The 17,157-nt window shown below is 68.7% G+C and carries 16 protein-coding genes; 7 read left to right on the plus strand and 9 right to left on the minus strand.

Annotated features, from left to right (window positions below; translation table 11 throughout):
* Nucleotides 1–169: 169 nt before the first annotated feature.
* On the plus strand, nt 170–610 hold the full coding sequence (locus ACFOY2_RS40205) for an ATP-binding protein (protein WP_379533364.1): 441 nt from the start codon (nt 170–172) through the stop codon (nt 608–610).
* Here ACFOY2_RS40205 and ispG read toward each other — a convergent pair.
* Nucleotides 597–1,760 carry a flavodoxin-dependent (E)-4-hydroxy-3-methylbut-2-enyl-diphosphate synthase gene (gene ispG / locus ACFOY2_RS40210; RefSeq protein ID WP_357811323.1) on the minus strand — a complete coding sequence of 388 codons (1,164 nt, stop codon included), beginning with the start codon at nt 1,758–1,760 and terminating at the stop codon, nt 597–599. The two genes, ACFOY2_RS40205 and ispG, sit on opposite strands and share 14 nt — an antisense overlap.
* A 39-nt stretch (nt 1,761–1,799) precedes the next feature.
* A complete protein-coding gene (gene dxr, locus ACFOY2_RS40215; protein ID WP_379533365.1) occupies nt 1,800–2,990 on the minus strand; it encodes a 1-deoxy-D-xylulose-5-phosphate reductoisomerase in 1,191 nt (396 codons plus the stop codon).
* Between the two features lie 319 nt (nt 2,991–3,309).
* Here dxr and ACFOY2_RS40220 point away from each other — a divergent pair, with 319 nt between their 5' ends.
* The gene (locus ACFOY2_RS40220; RefSeq protein WP_379533366.1) at nt 3,310–4,335 is read left to right on the plus strand and encodes a trypsin-like serine peptidase; all 1,026 of its coding nucleotides are present in this window, start codon (nt 3,310–3,312) and stop codon (nt 4,333–4,335) included.
* Between the two features lie 170 nt (nt 4,336–4,505).
* Here the strand turns inward: ACFOY2_RS40220 and ACFOY2_RS40225 are convergent, their stop codons facing one another.
* Complete coding sequence (locus ACFOY2_RS40225; protein WP_379533367.1) at nt 4,506–4,952, minus strand: hypothetical protein; 447 nt, start codon at nt 4,950–4,952, stop codon at nt 4,506–4,508.
* A 385-nt stretch (nt 4,953–5,337) separates the two neighbouring features.
* Here ACFOY2_RS40225 and ACFOY2_RS40230 point away from each other — a divergent pair, with 385 nt between their 5' ends.
* Nucleotides 5,338–6,909: an alpha/beta hydrolase gene (locus ACFOY2_RS40230; protein WP_379533368.1), complete on the plus strand. Its 1,572-nt coding sequence runs from the start codon at nt 5,338–5,340 to the stop codon at nt 6,907–6,909.
* Nucleotides 6,910–6,990: 81 nt separating this feature from the next.
* Nucleotides 6,991–7,833 (plus strand): GNAT family N-acetyltransferase, encoded by an 843-nt coding sequence (locus ACFOY2_RS40235; RefSeq protein WP_379533469.1) that lies wholly within the window; start codon nt 6,991–6,993, stop codon nt 7,831–7,833.
* Here the strand turns inward: ACFOY2_RS40235 and ACFOY2_RS40240 are convergent.
* The 4 genes from ACFOY2_RS40240 to ACFOY2_RS40255 all read right to left on the minus strand — a co-directional run bounded on the left by ACFOY2_RS40240 (nt 7,830) and on the right by ACFOY2_RS40255 (nt 10,417).
* Nucleotides 7,830–8,207 carry a DUF3037 domain-containing protein gene (locus ACFOY2_RS40240; protein WP_379533369.1) on the minus strand — a complete coding sequence of 126 codons (378 nt, stop codon included), beginning with the start codon at nt 8,205–8,207 and terminating at the stop codon, nt 7,830–7,832. The two genes, ACFOY2_RS40235 and ACFOY2_RS40240, sit on opposite strands and share 4 nt — an antisense overlap.
* Entirely contained in the window at nt 8,204–9,016 is an 813-nt protein-coding gene (locus ACFOY2_RS40245) for a HipA family kinase (protein WP_379533370.1), read from the minus strand. The genes ACFOY2_RS40240 and ACFOY2_RS40245 overlap by 4 nt, the downstream gene beginning before the upstream one ends.
* Nucleotides 9,017–9,082: 66 nt before the next feature.
* Entirely contained in the window at nt 9,083–9,268 is a 186-nt protein-coding gene (locus ACFOY2_RS40250) for a hypothetical protein (protein WP_379533371.1), read from the minus strand.
* Nucleotides 9,269–9,538: 270 nt separating this feature from the next.
* Complete coding sequence (locus ACFOY2_RS40255; protein WP_379533372.1) at nt 9,539–10,417, minus strand: dioxygenase family protein; 879 nt, start codon at nt 10,415–10,417, stop codon at nt 9,539–9,541.
* A 515-nt stretch (nt 10,418–10,932) separates the two neighbouring features.
* On the opposite strand from ACFOY2_RS40255, the gene ACFOY2_RS40260 reads away from it, so the two are divergent.
* Nucleotides 10,933–12,531, plus strand: coding sequence for a hypothetical protein (locus ACFOY2_RS40260; RefSeq protein WP_379533373.1), 1,599 nt, complete (start codon nt 10,933–10,935; stop codon nt 12,529–12,531).
* A 52-nt stretch (nt 12,532–12,583) separates the two neighbouring features.
* On the opposite strand, the gene ACFOY2_RS40265 is transcribed toward ACFOY2_RS40260, so the two are convergent.
* Together ACFOY2_RS40265 and ACFOY2_RS40270 are read right to left on the minus strand one after the other, a co-directional pair.
* Nucleotides 12,584–13,453, minus strand: a complete 870-nt coding sequence (locus tag ACFOY2_RS40265) for a TIGR03619 family F420-dependent LLM class oxidoreductase (RefSeq protein ID WP_379533374.1) — start codon at nt 13,451–13,453, stop codon at nt 12,584–12,586.
* On the minus strand, nt 13,450–14,697 hold the full coding sequence (locus tag ACFOY2_RS40270) for an LLM class flavin-dependent oxidoreductase (RefSeq protein WP_379533375.1): 1,248 nt from the start codon (nt 14,695–14,697) through the stop codon (nt 13,450–13,452). Before ACFOY2_RS40270 ends, ACFOY2_RS40265 begins: the two co-directional genes overlap by 4 nt.
* An 89-nt stretch (nt 14,698–14,786) precedes the next feature.
* Here ACFOY2_RS40270 and ACFOY2_RS40275 point away from each other — a divergent pair, with 89 nt between their 5' ends.
* Both ACFOY2_RS40275 and ACFOY2_RS40280 read left to right on the plus strand, forming a co-directional pair.
* Nucleotides 14,787–15,599 carry a TIGR03619 family F420-dependent LLM class oxidoreductase gene (locus ACFOY2_RS40275; RefSeq protein WP_379533376.1) on the plus strand — a complete coding sequence of 271 codons (813 nt, stop codon included), beginning with the start codon at nt 14,787–14,789 and terminating at the stop codon, nt 15,597–15,599.
* A gap of 38 nt (nt 15,600–15,637) precedes the next feature.
* Nucleotides 15,638–17,071, plus strand: coding sequence for a serine/threonine-protein kinase (locus ACFOY2_RS40280; protein ID WP_379533377.1), 1,434 nt, complete (start codon nt 15,638–15,640; stop codon nt 17,069–17,071).
* Nucleotides 17,072–17,157 lie beyond the last annotated feature (86 nt).

Consider the following 17,157-nt stretch of genomic DNA (forward strand, 5'->3'; position numbering starts at 1 on the left):
GAGGCTGCGTCCTTGAGGGGACGCCGGACATCCGATCACCGGTATTTGCCCAGGTCAGTGCCGAAGTCTTGCGCAGTAAAAGGAGCTTCCGAGTCGGGGATTGCATAGGCGCTGTTCCCCGGCCACCTTGGTAGCGCGTTTGGCACCCAGACCCAAGGAGGACCCCGGCATGCTCGCCTCAGCCCACGTGAACGCGATGATCGAGCTGACCCCCGGTGGCCTGGCCTGGCGGCGTGGCTTTCCCGGCACGCTCGATCAGGTCGCCGAGGCGCGCTACTTCGCCCGCTTTCTCCTGGCCGATTCGGCACGCAAGGATGACGCTGAGCTCATCGTCACCGAGCTCGCCGCGAACGCCGTGCAGCACACCAGCAGCGGTCACCTCTATGGCACGTTCATCGTCGAGATCACTCGCACGACTACGGTGATCACCATCGCGGTCTATGACTGCGGCTGGGGCGGAACCCCGCATTTCGGGGTCCGATGTTCAGGGAATGCCCAGCATGGACGTGGCCTGAACATCGTCGCCGCGCTTGCCGATCAGGTGGGCTACGACGGGAACGATGAATCAGGCCACAGGGTGTGGGCTCGGTTGTATCTCAGCCGACCGTGACGGTGGGGCCGGCGTCGTCTTCGAGGTCGACCTCGACGCCCATCTCCTCGGCCAGGCGCAACGCCTCTTCGATCAGGGTCTCGACGATCTGCGACTCGGGCACCGTCTTGATGACCTCGCCCTTGACGAAGATCTGGCCCTTGCCGTTGCCGGAGGCCACCCCGAGATCGGCCTCGCGGGCCTCGCCTGGCCCGTTGACGACGCAGCCCATCACGGCCACCCGCAGCGGGACCTTCATGCCCTCCAGGCCCGCCTGGACCTGGTCGGCGAGGGTGTAGACGTCGACCTGGGCGCGGCCGCAGGACGGGCAGGAGACGATCTCCAGGCCGCGCTCGCGCAGGCCCAGGGATTCGAGGATCTGCGCGCCGACCTTGACCTCCTCGACCGGAGGGGCCGAGAGGGAGACGCGGATGGTGTCGCCGATGCCTTCGGCGAGCAGGGCGCCGAAGGCGACGGACGACTTGATCGTGCCCTGGAAGGCGGGGCCGGCCTCGGTGACGCCCAGGTGGAGGGGGTAGTCGCACTTGGCGGCCAGCAGACGGTAGGCGTTGATCATGACGACGGGGTCGTTGTGCTTGACCGAGATCTTGATGTCGCGGAAGCCGTGCTCCTCGAACAGGGAGCACTCCCAGAGCGCCGATTCGACCAGGGCCTCGGGCGTGGCCTTGCCGTACTTCTGCAGGAGCCGCGGGTCGAGGGAGCCGGCGTTGACGCCGATGCGGATCGGGACGCCGTGGTCGGAGGCCGCGCGGGCGATCTCGCCGACTTTGTCATCGAATTTCTTGATATTTCCGGGGTTTACCCGGACGGCCGCGCAGCCCGCCTCGATGGCGGCGAAGACGTACTTCGGCTGGAAGTGGATGTCGGCGATGACCGGGATCTGCGACTTCTTGGCAATGATCGGCAACGCGTCGGCGTCGTCCTGCGAGGGGACCGCGACGCGGACGATCTGGCAGCCCGACGCCGTGAGCTCGGCGATCTGCTGCAACGTGGCGTTGACGTCGGCGGTCACCGTCGTCGTCATCGACTGCACCGAGACCGGCGCGTCGCCGCCCACGGGCACGCTGCCGACCATGATCTGGCGAGAGTGACGGCGTTCGGCCAGCGGCTTGGGGCGCACTGTCGGAATGCCGAGAGCTACAGAAGACATTTCAACCCTTACTGTGACGACGCTGTCTAGTTTAGGGAGCTACCCGGACTGCCCGGCTGTGAGCTCTGCCGCACGCGCCCGCGCCCAGGCATCGGCCGCCAGCACCTCTTCGACGGAGTCGGCGGGGGTGACCGTGTGCTCTTCGACGACCTTGGCGACGGTGTCGACGATCCCCAGGAACGGCAGTTCGCCCCGGAGGAAGGCGTCGAGGCACGCCTCGTTGGCCGCGTTGTAGACGGCGGGCGCGGTGCCGCCTTCCGTGCCGACGTGCCTGGCCAGCGCGACCGAGGGGAAGGCCACGTCGTCGAGCGGCTCGAACGTCCACGTGTGGGCCCTGGTCCAGTCGATCGCCCGCGCGGCGCCGGGGATGCGCTCCGGATGGCCGAGCGCGAGCGCGATCGGCAGCCGCATGTCGGGCGGGCTGGCCTGGGCGATGGTGGAGCCGTCGACGTACTCGACCATGGAGTGGATGATCGACTGTGGGTGCACCACGACCTCGATGCGGTCGAAGTCGAGGTCGAACAGCAGATGTGCCTCGATGACCTCCAGGCCCTTGTTGACCAGGGTGGCGGAGTTGATCGTGATCACGGGGCCCATGGACCAGGTGGGGTGGGCCAGGGCCATCTCGGGGGTGACGTCGGACATTTCCTCGCGTTTCATGCCCCTGAACGGCCCGCCGCTCGCGGTGACCACGAGCTGCTTGACCTGGGTGGGGTCGTAGCCGTCGGGCCCCGAGGCCCACAGGCACTGCTGCAGCGCCGAGTGCTCGGAGTCGACCGGCAGCAACTGCCCCGGTTTGGCCAGCCGCTTCACCAGTGGCCCGCCGATGATCAGGGACTCTTTGTTGGCCAGGGCGAGGGTTCTGCCGGCCTCCAGCGCGACCAGCGTGGAGGTCAGGCCGAGCGCGCCGGTGATGCCGTTGAGCACCACCTCGCACGGCCAGGCCGCCACCTCCGCGACCCCTTCCGGGCCGCCGAGCACCTTGGGCTGGACACCGTGCGCGGCCAGCGCCTCCTTCAGCGCCGGTACGGCGTCGGCGTCGGCCACCGCCACCACGTCGACGCCGAACTCGGCCGCCTGCTTGGCCAGCAGCTCGACTCTGCCGCCGCCCGCCGCCAGCCCGCAGACTCTGAAGCCGCCCGGGTTGGCGGCGATGACATCGAGGGCCTGGGTGCCGATCGAGCCGGTGGAGCCGAGGACGACGACGGAGCGAAGGGTCTCTGCGTGCACGATCCCATTGTCCCCGCTAGGCGGTGCGCTCGGGCACGCGGTGGCGCCGGTGCCAAAACACTGGCGTTGGTGTGACGTCAGATAACCTAGTGAATTTATTCCGGAATATCGCCATATTGGCGTGCGCGAATATTGAAAAATCTGGATATTGGTGCGGCTGTCTTCCAGGACTCGCGTCCGGTTTCGGGAGGTACAAAATTCACCTCCAGTCCCGCAACTCTCTCCTCTCTCGTCACCATCCCGCTTCCGGAGGTCGGGAGCTCCTGAATTTACGGAAAGTAGTCACAAGAACACATCTCGTGGTGCACACTCGGGGGTCATGACCATGAGCACCCCCCTGCTTGCGGCCGCCCCGCTCCTGGCGGGGTTGATCGGCCCCGCCCTCATCGGCGCGGCGCCCGGCGCGCAGCAGGACCCACCCGCGTTCACGCCCGTCCACGCGGCGAAGCGGACGAGGATAGTCGAGCATGTGGCCGCCAGGAGCACGGCGGATCAGCGGCGCGTGCTCGGCTACTGGACGCCGGAACGCATGGCCAAGGCACTGCCGATCGACCTGCTCGACGTCGTGACGAAGGGCGGCCTGCTGAGCGGCCTCGTAGCCCCGCGTTCGACCGGCGGGCAAACCGCCCCTCAGCGGGGACACGGCAAGCCGCAGACCAGCACCATCGGCTCGCGCTGGGTCACAGGCGGCCTGGTGGCCAAGACCACGGGGCGGGTGTTCCTGACGCTGGAGGGGGCCGACTTCGTCTGCTCCGCCAGCACGGTCAAGAGCCGCAACAGGGACGTCGTGGTCACCGCGGGCCACTGCGTCAAGAACGGCGCCGGCGAGTGGGCCGCGAACTGGACCTTCATCCCCGGCTACGAGACGGGCGGGCGGCAGCCGTTCGGGCAGTACCCGGCGCGCCGCATGTTCGTCGCCGAGCCCTGGTCGCGCAGCGGGGACGACAACCACGACGTGGGCATGGTCGCCCTGGCCGCGCCGCGCGGCAGGCACGTGGCCGACGTCGTGGGCACCCAGGAGATCGCCTTCAACCGTCCGCGCGGCGGCCAGGCGTTCGGTTTCGGCTATCCGGCCGACCCGCCGTACGACGGCGACCACCTCGTCTACTGCGCGGGGCGGCTGAAGGACGATCCGTACACCCAGACGCGCGACCAGGGGCTGGGCTGCGACATGACGGCCGGTTCGAGCGGCGGCCCCTGGATGACCTCGTTCGACGCGGGGACGGGCAGGGGCACGATCACGTCGCTGAGCAGCTTCAAGTACAGCGACGACCAGCACACCATGTACGGGCCGTACCTCGGCGACGCCGCCAAGGCGCTCTTCGCCACGGCGGAACGCGCCTAGACGCGATCTTGATGCGTGACTCCAGAATCGGGCATGAAGGGGCGAGGGTCCGTCCGGCTATCCGGACGGGCCTTGGTGTCTCTGCTGGGGATGAGGGGATTCGAGCCCTGGCCCCTTCCGAATGCCCCATGGTGTTGGGGCCATGGTGAAAATCCTCATCGCCGTCTGTATTACGCTTTCATTGTCTTGCAAATCCCGACGGCGGCTTCGAGATGATCGACGTCATAATACGCGCCTGGGTCGCAGGCGTACTGCGTTCCACTCAGGTTGGCTACATAGCGGAATAGCTTCTTGCCCGACTTGTCCTGGAAGACGACGCCAAATCCGGCGGGCGTCTTTTCTTCGCTCTCCACCTTCCCGTCGGTCTTTTCGATGGCTCTTTTCAGTTGATCCAACGAGTCGATTTTCTCGCTGCTCTTGTGGATCTTTACCTGCCGTCCATCCGAGCTCAGCTCGGCGATGGGCCCGTCTTCGTCGTCGCTGACCTCATGGGTCCAGCCGCCTGGAAGAGTGATCGTTAAATTAAGTTTGTCGAGCTTGACTTCTTGCTCTCCCGCGCACCCCGCAAGAACTCCGACCATAAAGGCGGACAGGGCGATCGCGTGGCGAGTGGACACGGCTTCTCCTTGTTGAATGGGCGTTTACTGGGCGGCTTCGCGCCGCAAAGGACATTATGGCGTACGCTGTAGATCGCCGCAAACTTTCCGTAGAACGTACGTACTCTGCGGAAGATGGTGAGAATCAGGCCGATGGCATTCGGGCACGTCCGAGGCGGGCGTCGCGGATTTCCTTTATGGCGTCGGCGCCCGAGGTTTGGTCGGCGCGTCGCCGTCCGGCAGGACGACCACCGCCTCGCGGCCCCGCGTTCTCCGACGGCCGGGGCGCGATGATTGCGCTGTGCAATGGAGAAGTGACAGATTGGCAAGCGTTCCCCCATACGCAGCGTCACGACCCGATCTCTCGCGGGACCATCGCAGGGCCTATGACAGGGGAGGGAGCCGGGTGAAGCGGGTAATTCGGATCGTCGCCGGTTTGGCGGTGCTCGTCGCGGGGGTCGTGAGCGCGGACGGGGTGGCGTCGGCCAGCCAGGAGGCGCAGGCGGGCTCGGTGTGGTGGCAGCCGTGTCCCGGGCAGCCGGGCAGGTCGGGGTCGTCGTCGCTCGAGTGCGCCACCGTACGGGTGCCGCTCGACTACCGCGCGCCCGAGGGCCAGTCGATCAAGCTGGCCATCAATCGGATCAAGGCCAAGGTCCCCAGGGGCGCCGACCACCTCGGCACGCTCCTGGTGAACCCTGGCGGGCCGGGGGCGTCCGGGCGGGACCTGACCGAGTTCGTGTCGGCGGGGCTGCCTGAGGGGCTCGGGGAGCGCTTCGACGTCATCGGCTTCGACCCGCGCGGCGTCGGCGGCAGCGAGCCGGCCGTGCGCTGCGTGGACCCGGAGGTCTACTACAAGGCCCCGAGGCCGGACGCGGTGCCGCGCGGGCAGGCCGAGGAGAGGGCGCTGCTCGACAGGGCCGCCCACTACGCGGGCCAGTGCGGCACCTTCTGGTCCTGGCTGCTGCCGCACCTGACCACCGAGAACGCCGCCAGGGACATGGACAGCATCCGCGCCGCCCTGGGTGAGGAGAAGATCAGCTACCTCGGCTACTCGTACGGCACGTACCTGGGCGCCGTCTACGCCACGCTCTTCCCGCAACGGATCAAGCGCTTGGTCCTGGACAGCATCGTCGACCCGACCGCCGTCTGGTACGAGGCGAACCTCAAGCAGGACCGCGCCTTCGAGCGCCGCCACCGCCAGTTCCTGGCCTGGACGGCGGCCAACAACTCCGTCTACAAGCTCGGCTCGACACAGAAGCAGACGTCGTTCGCCTACTACGCGATGCGTGAGCGCCTGCGCACCCAGCCGATCGGCGGCGTCGTGGGCCCGAGCGAGCTCGACGACACCTACACCCTCGCCGGTTACAGCGACAGGGTCTGGCCGGCGTTCGCCCGAGCCTGGTCCAGCTACGTGCGGGAGGGCGACGCGCAGGGCCTGCTGGACATCTACAACAAGCACGGCAAGAACGACGCCAAGGACGAGAACGGCTACGCCGTCTACCTGAGCGTCCAGTGCCGTGACGCCCGCTGGCCGCGTAGCTGGGACAAGTGGCGGGCCGACATGACCAGGATGCACCAGAAGGCGCCGTTCCTGACGTGGCCGAACACCTGGTTCAACGCCCCCTGCGCCTTCTGGCCGGTGCCGGGCGGCCAGCCGGTGAACGTGCAGGGCTCGAAGCGGCTGCCGCCGATTCTCCTGCTGCAGTCGCGCTCCGACGCCGCGACGCCGTACAAGGGGGCGCTGGAGATGCGCAGGCACCTGCCCGGCACGCGCATGGTGATCGACCCCGGCGGCAACCACGGCGTGTCGCTGGGGGGCAACCAGTGCGTGGACGGGCGCCTGGCCGCGTACCTGAGGGACGGGACCCTGCCGAAGCAGGACGTGACCTGCACCGCGCTGCCCGCCCCACGCGCGAGCGACCACATGATGGCCGAGCAGGACCCGCTGCCTCTCCTGGGGATCTTGGGGCTGCTGTAGGGAGGACCACGTCAAGAATGGGTTACCGTGGGCTGCGCCAGATGAGCTAATCGGGGCCCCTTCGCGTAGTCTGACCATGTGATGCTGCGTACATCGGCGTCGCGCGTGCTCGACGACAGCGACCGGGACGAGGTTCTCGCCCTGCTGGACACCGATCCGGTCGCCAACGTCTTCGTCTCCTCCCGGGTGCGGGCCGTCGGACTCAACCCGGCGAGGCTCGGCGGGCAGATGTGGGGTTTCGGGCCGCGCGGTGGCCTCGTGTCACTCTGTTACGCCGGGGCCAACATGGTGCCGGTCAACGCCGGCCCGGAGGCCGTGCACGCCTTCGCCGACCGCGCACGCAAACAGGGGCGCCGCTGCTCGTCCATCGTCGGCCCCGTCGACGCCGTCTCCCTGCTGTGGGAGCGGCTGGAGCCGTACTGGGGCAGGCCCCGCGCGATCCGCTGGGCCCAGCCGGTCATGGCCATCTCGCGCCGGCCGCCGGTGCCCGCCGATCCGCTCGTCCGCCGGGTGCGGCCGGACGAGTTCGACATCCTGTTGCCGGCGTCCGTGGCCATGTTCACCGAGGAAGTCGGCGTCTCGCCCAACCTCGGCGACGGCGGCGCCCTCTACCGCACCAGGGTCGCCGAACTGATCAGAATCGGCCGCTCCTACGCCCGCATCGAGAACGGCAAGGTCGTGTTCAAGGCGGAGGTGGGGGCCGTCACGCCGCACGCCTGCCAGATCCAGGGCGTCTGGGTCGCCCCCGAGCTGCGCGGCAGGGGGCACGCCGTGGCCGGCATGGCCGCCGTGGTCGAGGCCGCCATGGACTGCTTCGCCCCCGTGGTCTCCCTCTACGTCAACGACTACAACCGCTCGGCGCGGGCCGTCTACCGCAAGGTGGGCTTCCACGAGGTCGACACGTTCATGTCGGTGCTGTTCTAAACGCGGACCAGCTTGTCGAAGAGCCTGGCCAGCTCGGTTTCCGGGTCGGCGGTGAGCCCCGCGTGCACCGGGCCGGTCTGCACGATCGTGCTGCGTGGCGCCGTCAGCCAGCGGAACCTGCCGCCGAGCGGCTCATCGGCCAGCGGTCCTGGCGTCTGCCCGCAGGCCATCTCGTACGCGCCGAGCGCACGGCGTACCCCGTCGATGTCGGCCTCCGGGTCGAGGGCCCGCAGCCGCACCGCGTCCAGCTCGACCCGCGCGCACAGGAAGTCGCGCGGCTGGCAGTAGAGCAGCACGCCCGCGTTGATCAGTTCGCCCCGCTCCACCCTGGGGACGACGCGGATCACCGCGTACTCGTAGACGTCTTTGGTCATCGGTCGCCTCCCCGCCAGAATTCGCCGACAGAACCGGGGCCCTCCATCTTCGGGGCCCGGGGTTTGCTGCCGGTGAGCCATTCGCGGGGCCCGTGCGCCCGCTGGAGCAGATGATCGACATAAGCCGCGCGGACGTCCCGCGCCGACTCGAACCCCGGCTCGCCGTCGAGCCACTCGTCGGGCACCAGCGCCGTCACGCGCTCCAGCAGCTCCCTGGTGATCCTTTCCGCCAGCTCCGCGCCGGCGGCGGGGACGTCGCCCGCGTAGGGGGCCAGCACGTGGTCACCCATGTCGAACGGGCGCTGCGGATTCGCCGTCTTCCAGTTGTGGTGGAACCACAGGGCCGCGCCGTGGTCGATCAGCCAGGTGTCGCGGTGCCAGACCAGCAGGTTGGGGTTGCGCCAGCTCCTGTCGATGTTGTGGATGAGGCCGTCGAACCACACGACCCGCGCCGCGAACCCCGGATCGGCCGCCCAGCCCAGCGGGTCGAACCCCAGGGCGCCCGGCAGGAAGTCGACCGCCAGGTTGAGCCCGGTGCTGGCCTTGAGCAGGTCTTGAACCTCCTCGTCTGGCTCTCTGATGCCTATTTGCGGGTCGAGGTCGATGAGCTTGAGCTCCGGGGTTCGCAGGCCCAGCCTGCGGCCCAGCTCGGCGGCGATGATCTCGGCGACGAGCACCCGCCTGCCCTGACCGGCTTCGCGGAACTTCACCACGTATGTGCCCAGGTCGTCGGCCTCGACGACGCCGGGCAGCGAGCCGCCCTCCCGCAGCGGGGTCACATAACGGGTGGCTGCGATCTTTTCCAGCACCAGACGAGGTTATCGCCCCCGGGGGACCGGCCAGGCGCGGAACAGATGGGTTGAAGATCGGCGTCCTCACGGCTGGATGACGACCCGGCCGCGCACCTTCTTCTCCGCGACGGCGATGGTCTCGCCCGCGGCGATGTGGGCGGTCTCGATCGCACCGAGCCAGCCGACCACGAAGTTCACGCCGACCGCCGCCGCCTCGGCGAAGTCAAGGACTTCGGGTTTGCGGGCCAGGGCGCCGACAGGCAGGGCCATGCGTTCCGCGTGCGAGCCGTCGCGGGTGGATCCGATGTCGCCCTGACGGCGACCACCGCGATGCCTTCGGCGGCGACCGGGTCAGTCACCTCACTGACGGACAGCACCTCGGGGCCGCCGAACCGCTCGAAGCGTAGCGCGCGCATGCTCGCCGCCCTTTCCGCTCGTTGAACGTGATGTGCTGGTCAGGGGGCGTGTCGATGTCCACATCGAACGCCTTCGGGGCGCCTTGCCAGGAGGCGGGAGACGTTCAGCTCATGCGTGGCATCCTCAGCTCTTCCCGCGGGCCAGCACGAACGTCCACTCCACGGTCTGGAACGGCTCGTCCAGGTGGGTGCCGTCCGGAGCGGTCTCGCCCGGATCGTGTTGGACGAAGTCCACCACGAGGGACCGTTTGGCTCCGAAGACCGCGTCGCGCTCCAGATAGGGGTCGTCACTGCGGAACAGCATGGTGATCAGCGGTTCGAAGCCCTCGGCATGGAACCGGAAATGCAGGTGCTCGGGGCGCATCGCAGAGCGGTTCGCGACACGCAGGATCTCCCCACACGGCCCGTCGGTGGGGACCGGGTAGTAGCGCGGGGCCACCGAGCGGTACCAGAACCGCCCCTTGTCGTCGGTGGCCATGAGTGCCCGCATGGCCAGGCGGTGGTGCAGCTTCTCCGGCATCTGCACGTCATAGAAGCCGTTCCCGTCGCTGTGCCAGGTGTCCACCTGGGCCCCGGCCACGGGATGGCCGTCGACGTCGAGCACCGTGCCGCTGAAGAACAGCGGAGTCCCTTCGACTTCACCGGAGATGTCCGATCCGTTCTCTGCCGTCGGCCGGCCTTCGACGTAGAAGGGGCCCAGCAGCGTCGAATCCGTCGTCGACGACCCGTCCTCGTGGTTGATCAGGTCCACCAGAACGCTCAGCCCCAGGATGTCGGACAGCAGAACGAACTCCTGCCGATCCGGAGTGGTGACATCGCCCACGCGCTTGAGGAAATCCAGCGCTTCGAACCACTCGTCGCCCGTCAGCCGGACCTCCCGCGCGAAGTCGTGCACGTGCTGCACCAGGCAGACGAACAGCTCCTTGACGCGCTCATTCTCCACGCCGTCGAAGGTCTTCCGCACTGCCTCGGTGATCGAGGTCTCGGTCAGATCGATGGACATCGCATCTCTCCTGCTGTTACGGCGCTTGGACGACGCTGTGCCTCTTCCGCACCCCACGGGTCTGGTCAGGCCAGGAACTCGGCAAGTGGAAAGGATCGGTGGGAGCGCTCCCCACCGCAGGCGACGATGCCGAGGGCGCAGCACACGGCGATTCCAGCTCTGGCGACGGTGACGTACGCGCCCCGTCGGCCGGCCTGGCCGATGGCGTTTGTTCCGACTTGCCCAGCGTCGTTCTCTCGCTGACGCTGCCCGTCGCCACGCGGGGCATACCGGCCCGCCTCGCTCTTCGCCGTAGCTTGGCCGGGAATCTACCGCCGATTCCGCGGCGCAACCGACCGCGACCAGGCCAAGCCCCGGCTGCACCTGCAGGACACCGGCCGAACCGCAGTACGGAATTGAAGCATCAGACCAGTCAGAATCATGACCTTCTCGTATGTCAGATCCTCCATCGCCGGTTGCACACCCTTCTGCGAGAGGACTGAGGCCGACCACGCGGGAGATGGCAGAATGTGATCGTGCGACCACCCCGAGCGAAGTCCTTCAACACCGCCGGTCCCTGCGACCCGCAGCGCCACTACATGCTGCCCCCCACGCCACGGATCCCGCAGGCGCGGGCACTCATCGAGATGGATCGCTACTTCGTGCTGCACGCGCCCCGGCAGACCGGGAAGACGACCGCGCTGGACACCCTGGCGTCCGAGCTCACCGCCGAGGGGGAGATCGCTGCCCTGATGTTCTCCTGTGAGGAGGCCAAGGCAGCCGGTGACGACGTCGCCTGGGCGGAGTCGATTCTGCTGGATTCCATCCGCGAGGTAGCCGCGCGGTCGGGATGGCCGGACGAACTGCTCCCGCCGGATCCCTGGCCGCAGTCCTCCCCGGGCAGCCGGTTCCGTATGGCGCTGCGTGAGTGGTGCCGCCGCTGCCCGCGCCGGGTGGTGCTGTTCTTCGACGAGATCGACGGACTGCAGGGCGACAGCATGATCAGCATCCTCAGTCAGCTCCGCACCGGTCACAACGCACGACCAGGGGGCCATCCGTTCCCCGCGTCCGTGGTGCTGTGCGGGTTGCGCGACGTGCGCGATTACAAGGTCGCCTCGGGCGGCGCCCCCGACGGGTCGAACCCGATCAGCCCGTTCAACATCATCACCGAGTCGCTGCGTCTGGGTGACTTCACCGCCGATCAGATCGCCGAGCTGTACGGCCAGCACACGCAGGCGACCGGCCAGGAGTTCGCCAAGGACGCGGTGGACCGGGTCTTCGAGCTGACGCAGGGACAACCGTGGCTGGTCAACGCCCTCGCGCACGAGATCGTCTTCAAGATGGGCGTGACCGGCGCCATCACCGCCGGGCAGGTGGAGGACGCCAAGGAGCGGCTGATCCGGGCGCGCGCCATGCATCTGGACGCGCTGGCGGCCCGACTGCACGAACCCCGGGTCAAGCGGGTGATGGAGCCCGTGGTGGCCGGGTCGCTCCCCGACATCGACCCCGCCTTCTCCGACGACCTGTCCTACGTCCGCGACCTGGGCCTGATCAAGCAGAAACCCCCACTGGAGGTGGCGAACCCGATCTATCGGGAGGTCATCCTGCGAGTCCTGGGAGACCCGTCAGAGCAGTACGTGCAGGCCGATCCGCGCAGCTTCGTGCTGCCGGACGGCCGATTCGACATGGAGCGACTGCTGGAGGAATTCGTCGTGTTCTGGCGTGAGCACGGCGAGGTACTCATCCAGCAGGAGGGCTACCACGAAGCCGCCTGCCAGATCATCCTCATGGCCTTCCTCCACCGCCTGGTCAACGGCGGCGGCTACCTCGACCGGGAGTACGCCGCAGGCACCAAACGCCTGGACGTACTGGTCCGCTGGCCCCACACCGGCCCGGAAGGCGAACGGCTGATGCAGCGGGAAGCGATGGAACTGAAGGTCTGGCGAACCAACAGAAACGACCCCCTGCCCGACGGCCTCGTGCAACTCGACCGCTATCTGGACCGGCTCACCCTCCCCACCGGCGTACTGGTGATCTTCGACCGCCGCCCAGAGGCCCCACCCTGGAAGGAACGAGGCGGCTTTGACCAGGCGACCACGCCGTCCGGACGCCAGGTCACCGTTCTGCGGGTGTGACGGGTGCCGAGTTTCCCCGCGCCTCTGCGCGGCCGTGTCTTCCCTGGTCGCCTCAGAGTTTGGCGATGACCTCCTCGGCGAAGCGTTCCATGGTGGCGATCTTGAGTTCCAGCGTGCCCTCCCCGTATCGCGCCTTCTCCTCGGGGGTGGCCAGCCACCAGGGGGCGGCCAGCGTCCCGGTGACGCCCTTGGCGGCGAAGCGGCGGTAGGTGTCGGCGTCGGGGAGGACCGCCAGCGGCGCGATGATCTCGAACGCCCCCGTCCTGCCGTTGTCGTCGAGGTGGCGCCGCAACGAGTCGAGTACGGGGTCGAGTTGCTCCTCGGTGTAGATGCGGTTGCCGATCCAGCCGTCGCCGAGCCGGGCCGCCCGCCGCAGGGCCGCCTCGCTGTCGCCGCCGACGTACACCGGGATGCTCCCGGCGGGGGTCGGCGAGATCGAAAGCGCGGGCAGGCCGTCGAGGGTGACCGTTTCGCCGGACCACAGGGCGCGCAGCGTCGGCAGCATGGCGTCCAGGCGCCGTCCGCGGGTGTGGAAGTCCTGGCCGGTCCCGACGTACTCCTCCTTGCACCATCCCACGCCCACGCCGAACGTCACGCGGTCGCCGGACAGGACCGCCGCCGTGGACACCTGCTTGGCCACGGTGAACAGGTCGCGCGCGGGAGCGATGTAGACGTTGGGGGAGAACCGCAGCGAGGTGGTCACGGCCGCCATGGCGCCGATCGTCACCCACACGTCGGGCCAGTGCGTACGCGCGTCCCAACGCGGCCGTCCCGAGCGGGAGTACGGGTAGGGCGAGGCGAAGTCGGCGTAGAAGAGATGGTCGGACAGCGTCAGCGTGTCGAATCCGCACCGTTCGGCCGCCCGCGCCAGTTCCACGAACTGCCCGGTGTCGACGAACGAGGCCCCCAGCCAGATCTTCATCGGAACTCCGGTGCGACCTTGGTGGCGAACAGTTCCAGGTTCCGCTTGACCGTGTCGAGCGGCAGCACGCCCTGCTGGCCCTGCATGTACAGGCCGAACCACTCCAGGTCGGGCATCCGGTCGAGCATGCGCTGGATGCCGCGCTTGACGTCGTCGGGGGTGCCGAACAACGCCATCTCCACGTCGTTCATCCGCTTGGCGTCGCCCTTCTCGGGGGAGATGGGCTTGTGCTTCTCGTCCTCGTTCTTACGCAGCACCTCGAGGTAGCCGAAGGGGCCGAAGAAGGCGGCGAAGTCCTTGGGGATGCTGCGGCCGAAGGTGTTGATGGCCTGCTCGGTGGTGTCCGCGATGCCGACGATCTTGAGGATGCCGGTGTGCTCGCCCAGCTTGTAGTGGCGGCCCTGTTTGGCGGACTCCTCCTGATAGAGCTTGGCCTTGGCGGCGTGGTCGTCGGGGTTGGGGGTGAACAGCCACGGCAGGATGTCCTCCTGGGCGGCCCTGATGACCGAGCGGTCCGAGATCGTGAACGGCTGCCACAGCTCGGGGTGGGGGTTCTGGTAGGGACGGGGGCAGACGGAGACGGCCTGCACCTTCCCGTCCTCGGAGAGCTCGCCGGGCGCCCCGAACGTCCTGGTCCACTCCTGCGCCGGCCATCCCTCGATGCCCTCGTAGGGGAAGGGCACCTGGTAGTCCAGCACGTCCGACTTGTAGCGGAGTGTCTCCTGCGTCCACGCCAGCTTCATGATCTTCAGGACCTCGCCGAAGACGTCGAAGTTGCGGGTGTCGCTGGCCGAGCCGTCCGAACGGGCGGCGGCCGCCTGCCAGCGCTGGCCGAGGACGTTCATCCAGCGGTTCTGGTAGCCCCGCGCCACCCCCAGTCGCAGCCGCCCCTTGCAGAACTGGTCGAGCAGCGCCACGTCCTCGGCCGCCCTGATCGGGTCCCAGGCGGGCAGGACCAGCCCGAGCGGCGCGAGCAGGATGCGCTCGGTCCTGGCGGCGAGGTCGGTGAGGAACATCAGCGGGTTGACCGAGAACTCCATGCCCTCGGAGTGGAAGTGGTGCTCGGTCATCATCAGCGCGTCGAACCCGACCTGGTCGGCGTGCACGGCTATCTCCCGCACCTCGTGCAGCAGCCTCTGGTACGACTCGGTGTCGCGCCCGATGGGACGTCTGGCCTTGGCGTTCTCCTCGGCCGCGTATCCAGAGCCTGGAATCTGCGGATTCAGGAAGATAGAAAACTTCACCGGGAACCTCTTTCCACGGACGGTCTTCTGCAAGGTACTCTGGAAATCTTAGCCGAGCAATCGCTTGGTTGACGATGCGGGAGGGTTGGATGAGGCTCGGCGTCACGATGTTCGTCACCGACCGGGGCATGCCGATCCGGGACCTGGCCAGAGCGGCGGAGGAACGCGGCTTCGACTCCCTCTACGTGCCCGAGCACACCCACATCCCCGTCTCACGCCGCACGCCCCCCGCGGCCGGGCAGGACGAACTGCCCGAGGAGTACAAGCACACGCTCGACCCCCTGGTCGCCCTCTCCTTCGCCGCCGCCGCGACCGAACGACTGCGCCTCGGCACCGGCATCCTGCTCGCCGCCCAGCGCGACCCCATCGTGACCGCCAAGGCCGTCGCGACCCTCGACCACCTCTCGGGCGGGCGGGTGGTGGTCGGGGTCGGCTTCGGCTGGAATGTCGAGGAGATCGAGAACCACGGCGTCCCGTACGCCCGGCGGCGCGAGGCGACCAGGCGGAACGTCCTGGCGATGCGGGCGTTGTGGCGGGAGGAGGTGGCGGCCTTCGACGGGTTCGAGCCGTCCTGGTCCTGGCCCAAGCCGGTAGGCGGCGACCTGCCCGTGTACGTGGGCGGCGCGGCGGGGCCGAAGCTGTTCGCCCAGGTCGCCGAGTACGCCGAGGGCTGGATGCCGATCGGCGGCCACGGGATCAAGGCGGCGCTGCCCGCGCTGCGCGAGGCGTGCGAGAAGACGGGCAGGCCGATGGCCAAGGTGATCCCGTTCGGGACGCGGCCCACCAAGGACAAGCTCGACTACTTCGCCGGGCTGGGCGTCGAGGAGGCGGTGGCCACCCTGCCGAGCGGCCCCGCCGAGGTGGTTCTTCCGCTTCTCGATCGATACGCCGCGCTCATCTGAGCCACCCTGTGATCGTTTGGCGGGCATAATTGCGGGGTATGTCCGAGCTTCGCGCCGATGACCCGCGACAGTTGGGGGCGTACCGGCTGTCACGCAGACTCGGCCAGGGCGGCCAGGGTGTCGTCTTCCTCGGCCGCTCCCCGCAGGGCGCGCAGGTCGCGGTCAAACTGCTGCACGCCAGCGTGTCAGCGGACTCCGACGTGCGCCGCAGGTTCCTCGGCGAGGTCGAGGCCGTGCGCAGGGTGGCGGCGTTCTGCACGGCGCAGCTCCTCGACGCCGACCTGGAGGGTGACCGTCCCTACCTGGTCAGCGAGTACGTCGAGGGCCCCTCGCTGCGCGAGCACGTCAACAACCAGGGCCCCCGCCAGGGCGGCTCCCTCGACCGCCTGGCCATCGGCACCGCCACCGCCCTTGGCGCGATCCACCGGGCCGGGGTGGTGCACCGGGACTTCAAGCCGGGCAACGTGCTGCTCGGCATCGACGGGCCGCGAGTGATCGACTTCGGCGTCTCACGGCTCGCGGACGCCGCCGCCACCGCGGGCCTCGTGCCCGTCGGCACCCCCGCCTACATGGCGCCCGAGCGCCTCAAGGGCGAGACCGCCGGGCCGGCCGCCGACATGTGGGCCTGGGGGCTGACCGTCGCGTTCACCGCCACCGGGCGGCACGCGTACACGGCCGACACCCCCCAGGAGGTGCTCGCCCGGATCCTGTACGGCAAGCCGGACCTGGGGGTTCTGGGCGGGCGGCTGCGGGAGATCGTGGAGACCTGCCTGGCGCCCGAGCCGGGGGAGCGGCCGGACGCCGAGGAGGTGCTGCGGCGGCTGCTCGGGCAGGGCGTGGGGAGCGATGTGTTGTCGTCGGGCGCGATGGCCGCCATCGGCAGGAAGGCCACGCAGCCCGTCGCCGTACGTCCCGGAGGGATCGCCGGGCTCGGCGCGTCAGAAGCCCGTCCAGGCGTGATCACGGATCCTGACCCGACGACGAGCTTCCCCGCGATCACCGCTCCCCAGATCGCCGCGGCGGCGCAGGCGGAGGCGGAGGCCGCCGTCAGGGCCGCCACGCCGAGCCGGCGGCCGATCCGCACCTGGCGGCTCGCCGCGGTGGCGGCCGGGCTGGTCATGGCGGTGGCCGGGTTCGTGTGGTGGCTGCGCGGGGCGCAGACGCCGGGGCTGGACGGCACCTGGACGGGCTCGGTTGAGCACCTCACCGCCGGCCGGGTCTTCCCCGTCGAACTGCGCCTGGCCGGCGACGGCGGGGAGCTGCGATGGGGCGCGGACCTGCACTGTTCCGGGCGGCTGGCCGGCGAGGAAGGCGGCACAATCTTCACGCTCGACCAGGTCCAGGGCGAACAGTGCTATCGCGGGACGTTACGCATGTTCCCGACGCCCGACTCAAGCCAGATGGTCATCAAGGTGACGCGCGAGGGTAAGGACGAAGTGACGTATTCGGGCACGGTTGCCCGCGCCTCTTGACCTGCTGTGTCACGGTCAGGCAGCGATTGCCCTGAGCACCGTTGACTGTAGGCGGCCTGTTGCTTTCAGTAGGAAACAAGAAGGGG

Origin of the sequence: Nonomuraea purpurea (assembly GCF_042650645.1) — a bacterium.
Classification (GTDB): Bacteria; Actinomycetota; Actinomycetes; order Streptosporangiales; family Streptosporangiaceae; genus Nonomuraea; species Nonomuraea purpurea.

Coding starts and splice junctions, on each gene's coding strand:
- ACFOY2_RS40235 (WP_379533469.1), top strand. CDS start 6,991: ATGCTGCGTACATCGGCGTCGCGCGTGCTCGACGACAGCGACCGGGAC.
- ACFOY2_RS40280 (WP_379533377.1), top strand. CDS start 15,638: ATGTCCGAGCTTCGCGCCGATGACCCGCGACAGTTGGGGGCGTACCGG.
- ACFOY2_RS40220 (WP_379533366.1), top strand. CDS start 3,310: ATGACCATGAGCACCCCCCTGCTTGCGGCCGCCCCGCTCCTGGCGGGG.
- ACFOY2_RS40275 (WP_379533376.1), top strand. CDS start 14,787: ATGAGGCTCGGCGTCACGATGTTCGTCACCGACCGGGGCATGCCGATC.
- ispG (WP_357811323.1), bottom strand. CDS start 1,760: ATGTCTTCTGTAGCTCTCGGCATTCCGACAGTGCGCCCCAAGCCGCTG.
- ACFOY2_RS40255 (WP_379533372.1), bottom strand. CDS start 10,417: ATGTCCATCGATCTGACCGAGACCTCGATCACCGAGGCAGTGCGGAAG.
- ACFOY2_RS40240 (WP_379533369.1), bottom strand. CDS start 8,207: ATGACCAAAGACGTCTACGAGTACGCGGTGATCCGCGTCGTCCCCAGG.
- ACFOY2_RS40205 (WP_379533364.1), top strand. CDS start 170: ATGCTCGCCTCAGCCCACGTGAACGCGATGATCGAGCTGACCCCCGGT.
- ACFOY2_RS40250 (WP_379533371.1), bottom strand. CDS start 9,268: ATGGCCCTGCCTGTCGGCGCCCTGGCCCGCAAACCCGAAGTCCTTGAC.
- ACFOY2_RS40265 (WP_379533374.1), bottom strand. CDS start 13,453: ATGAAGATCTGGCTGGGGGCCTCGTTCGTCGACACCGGGCAGTTCGTG.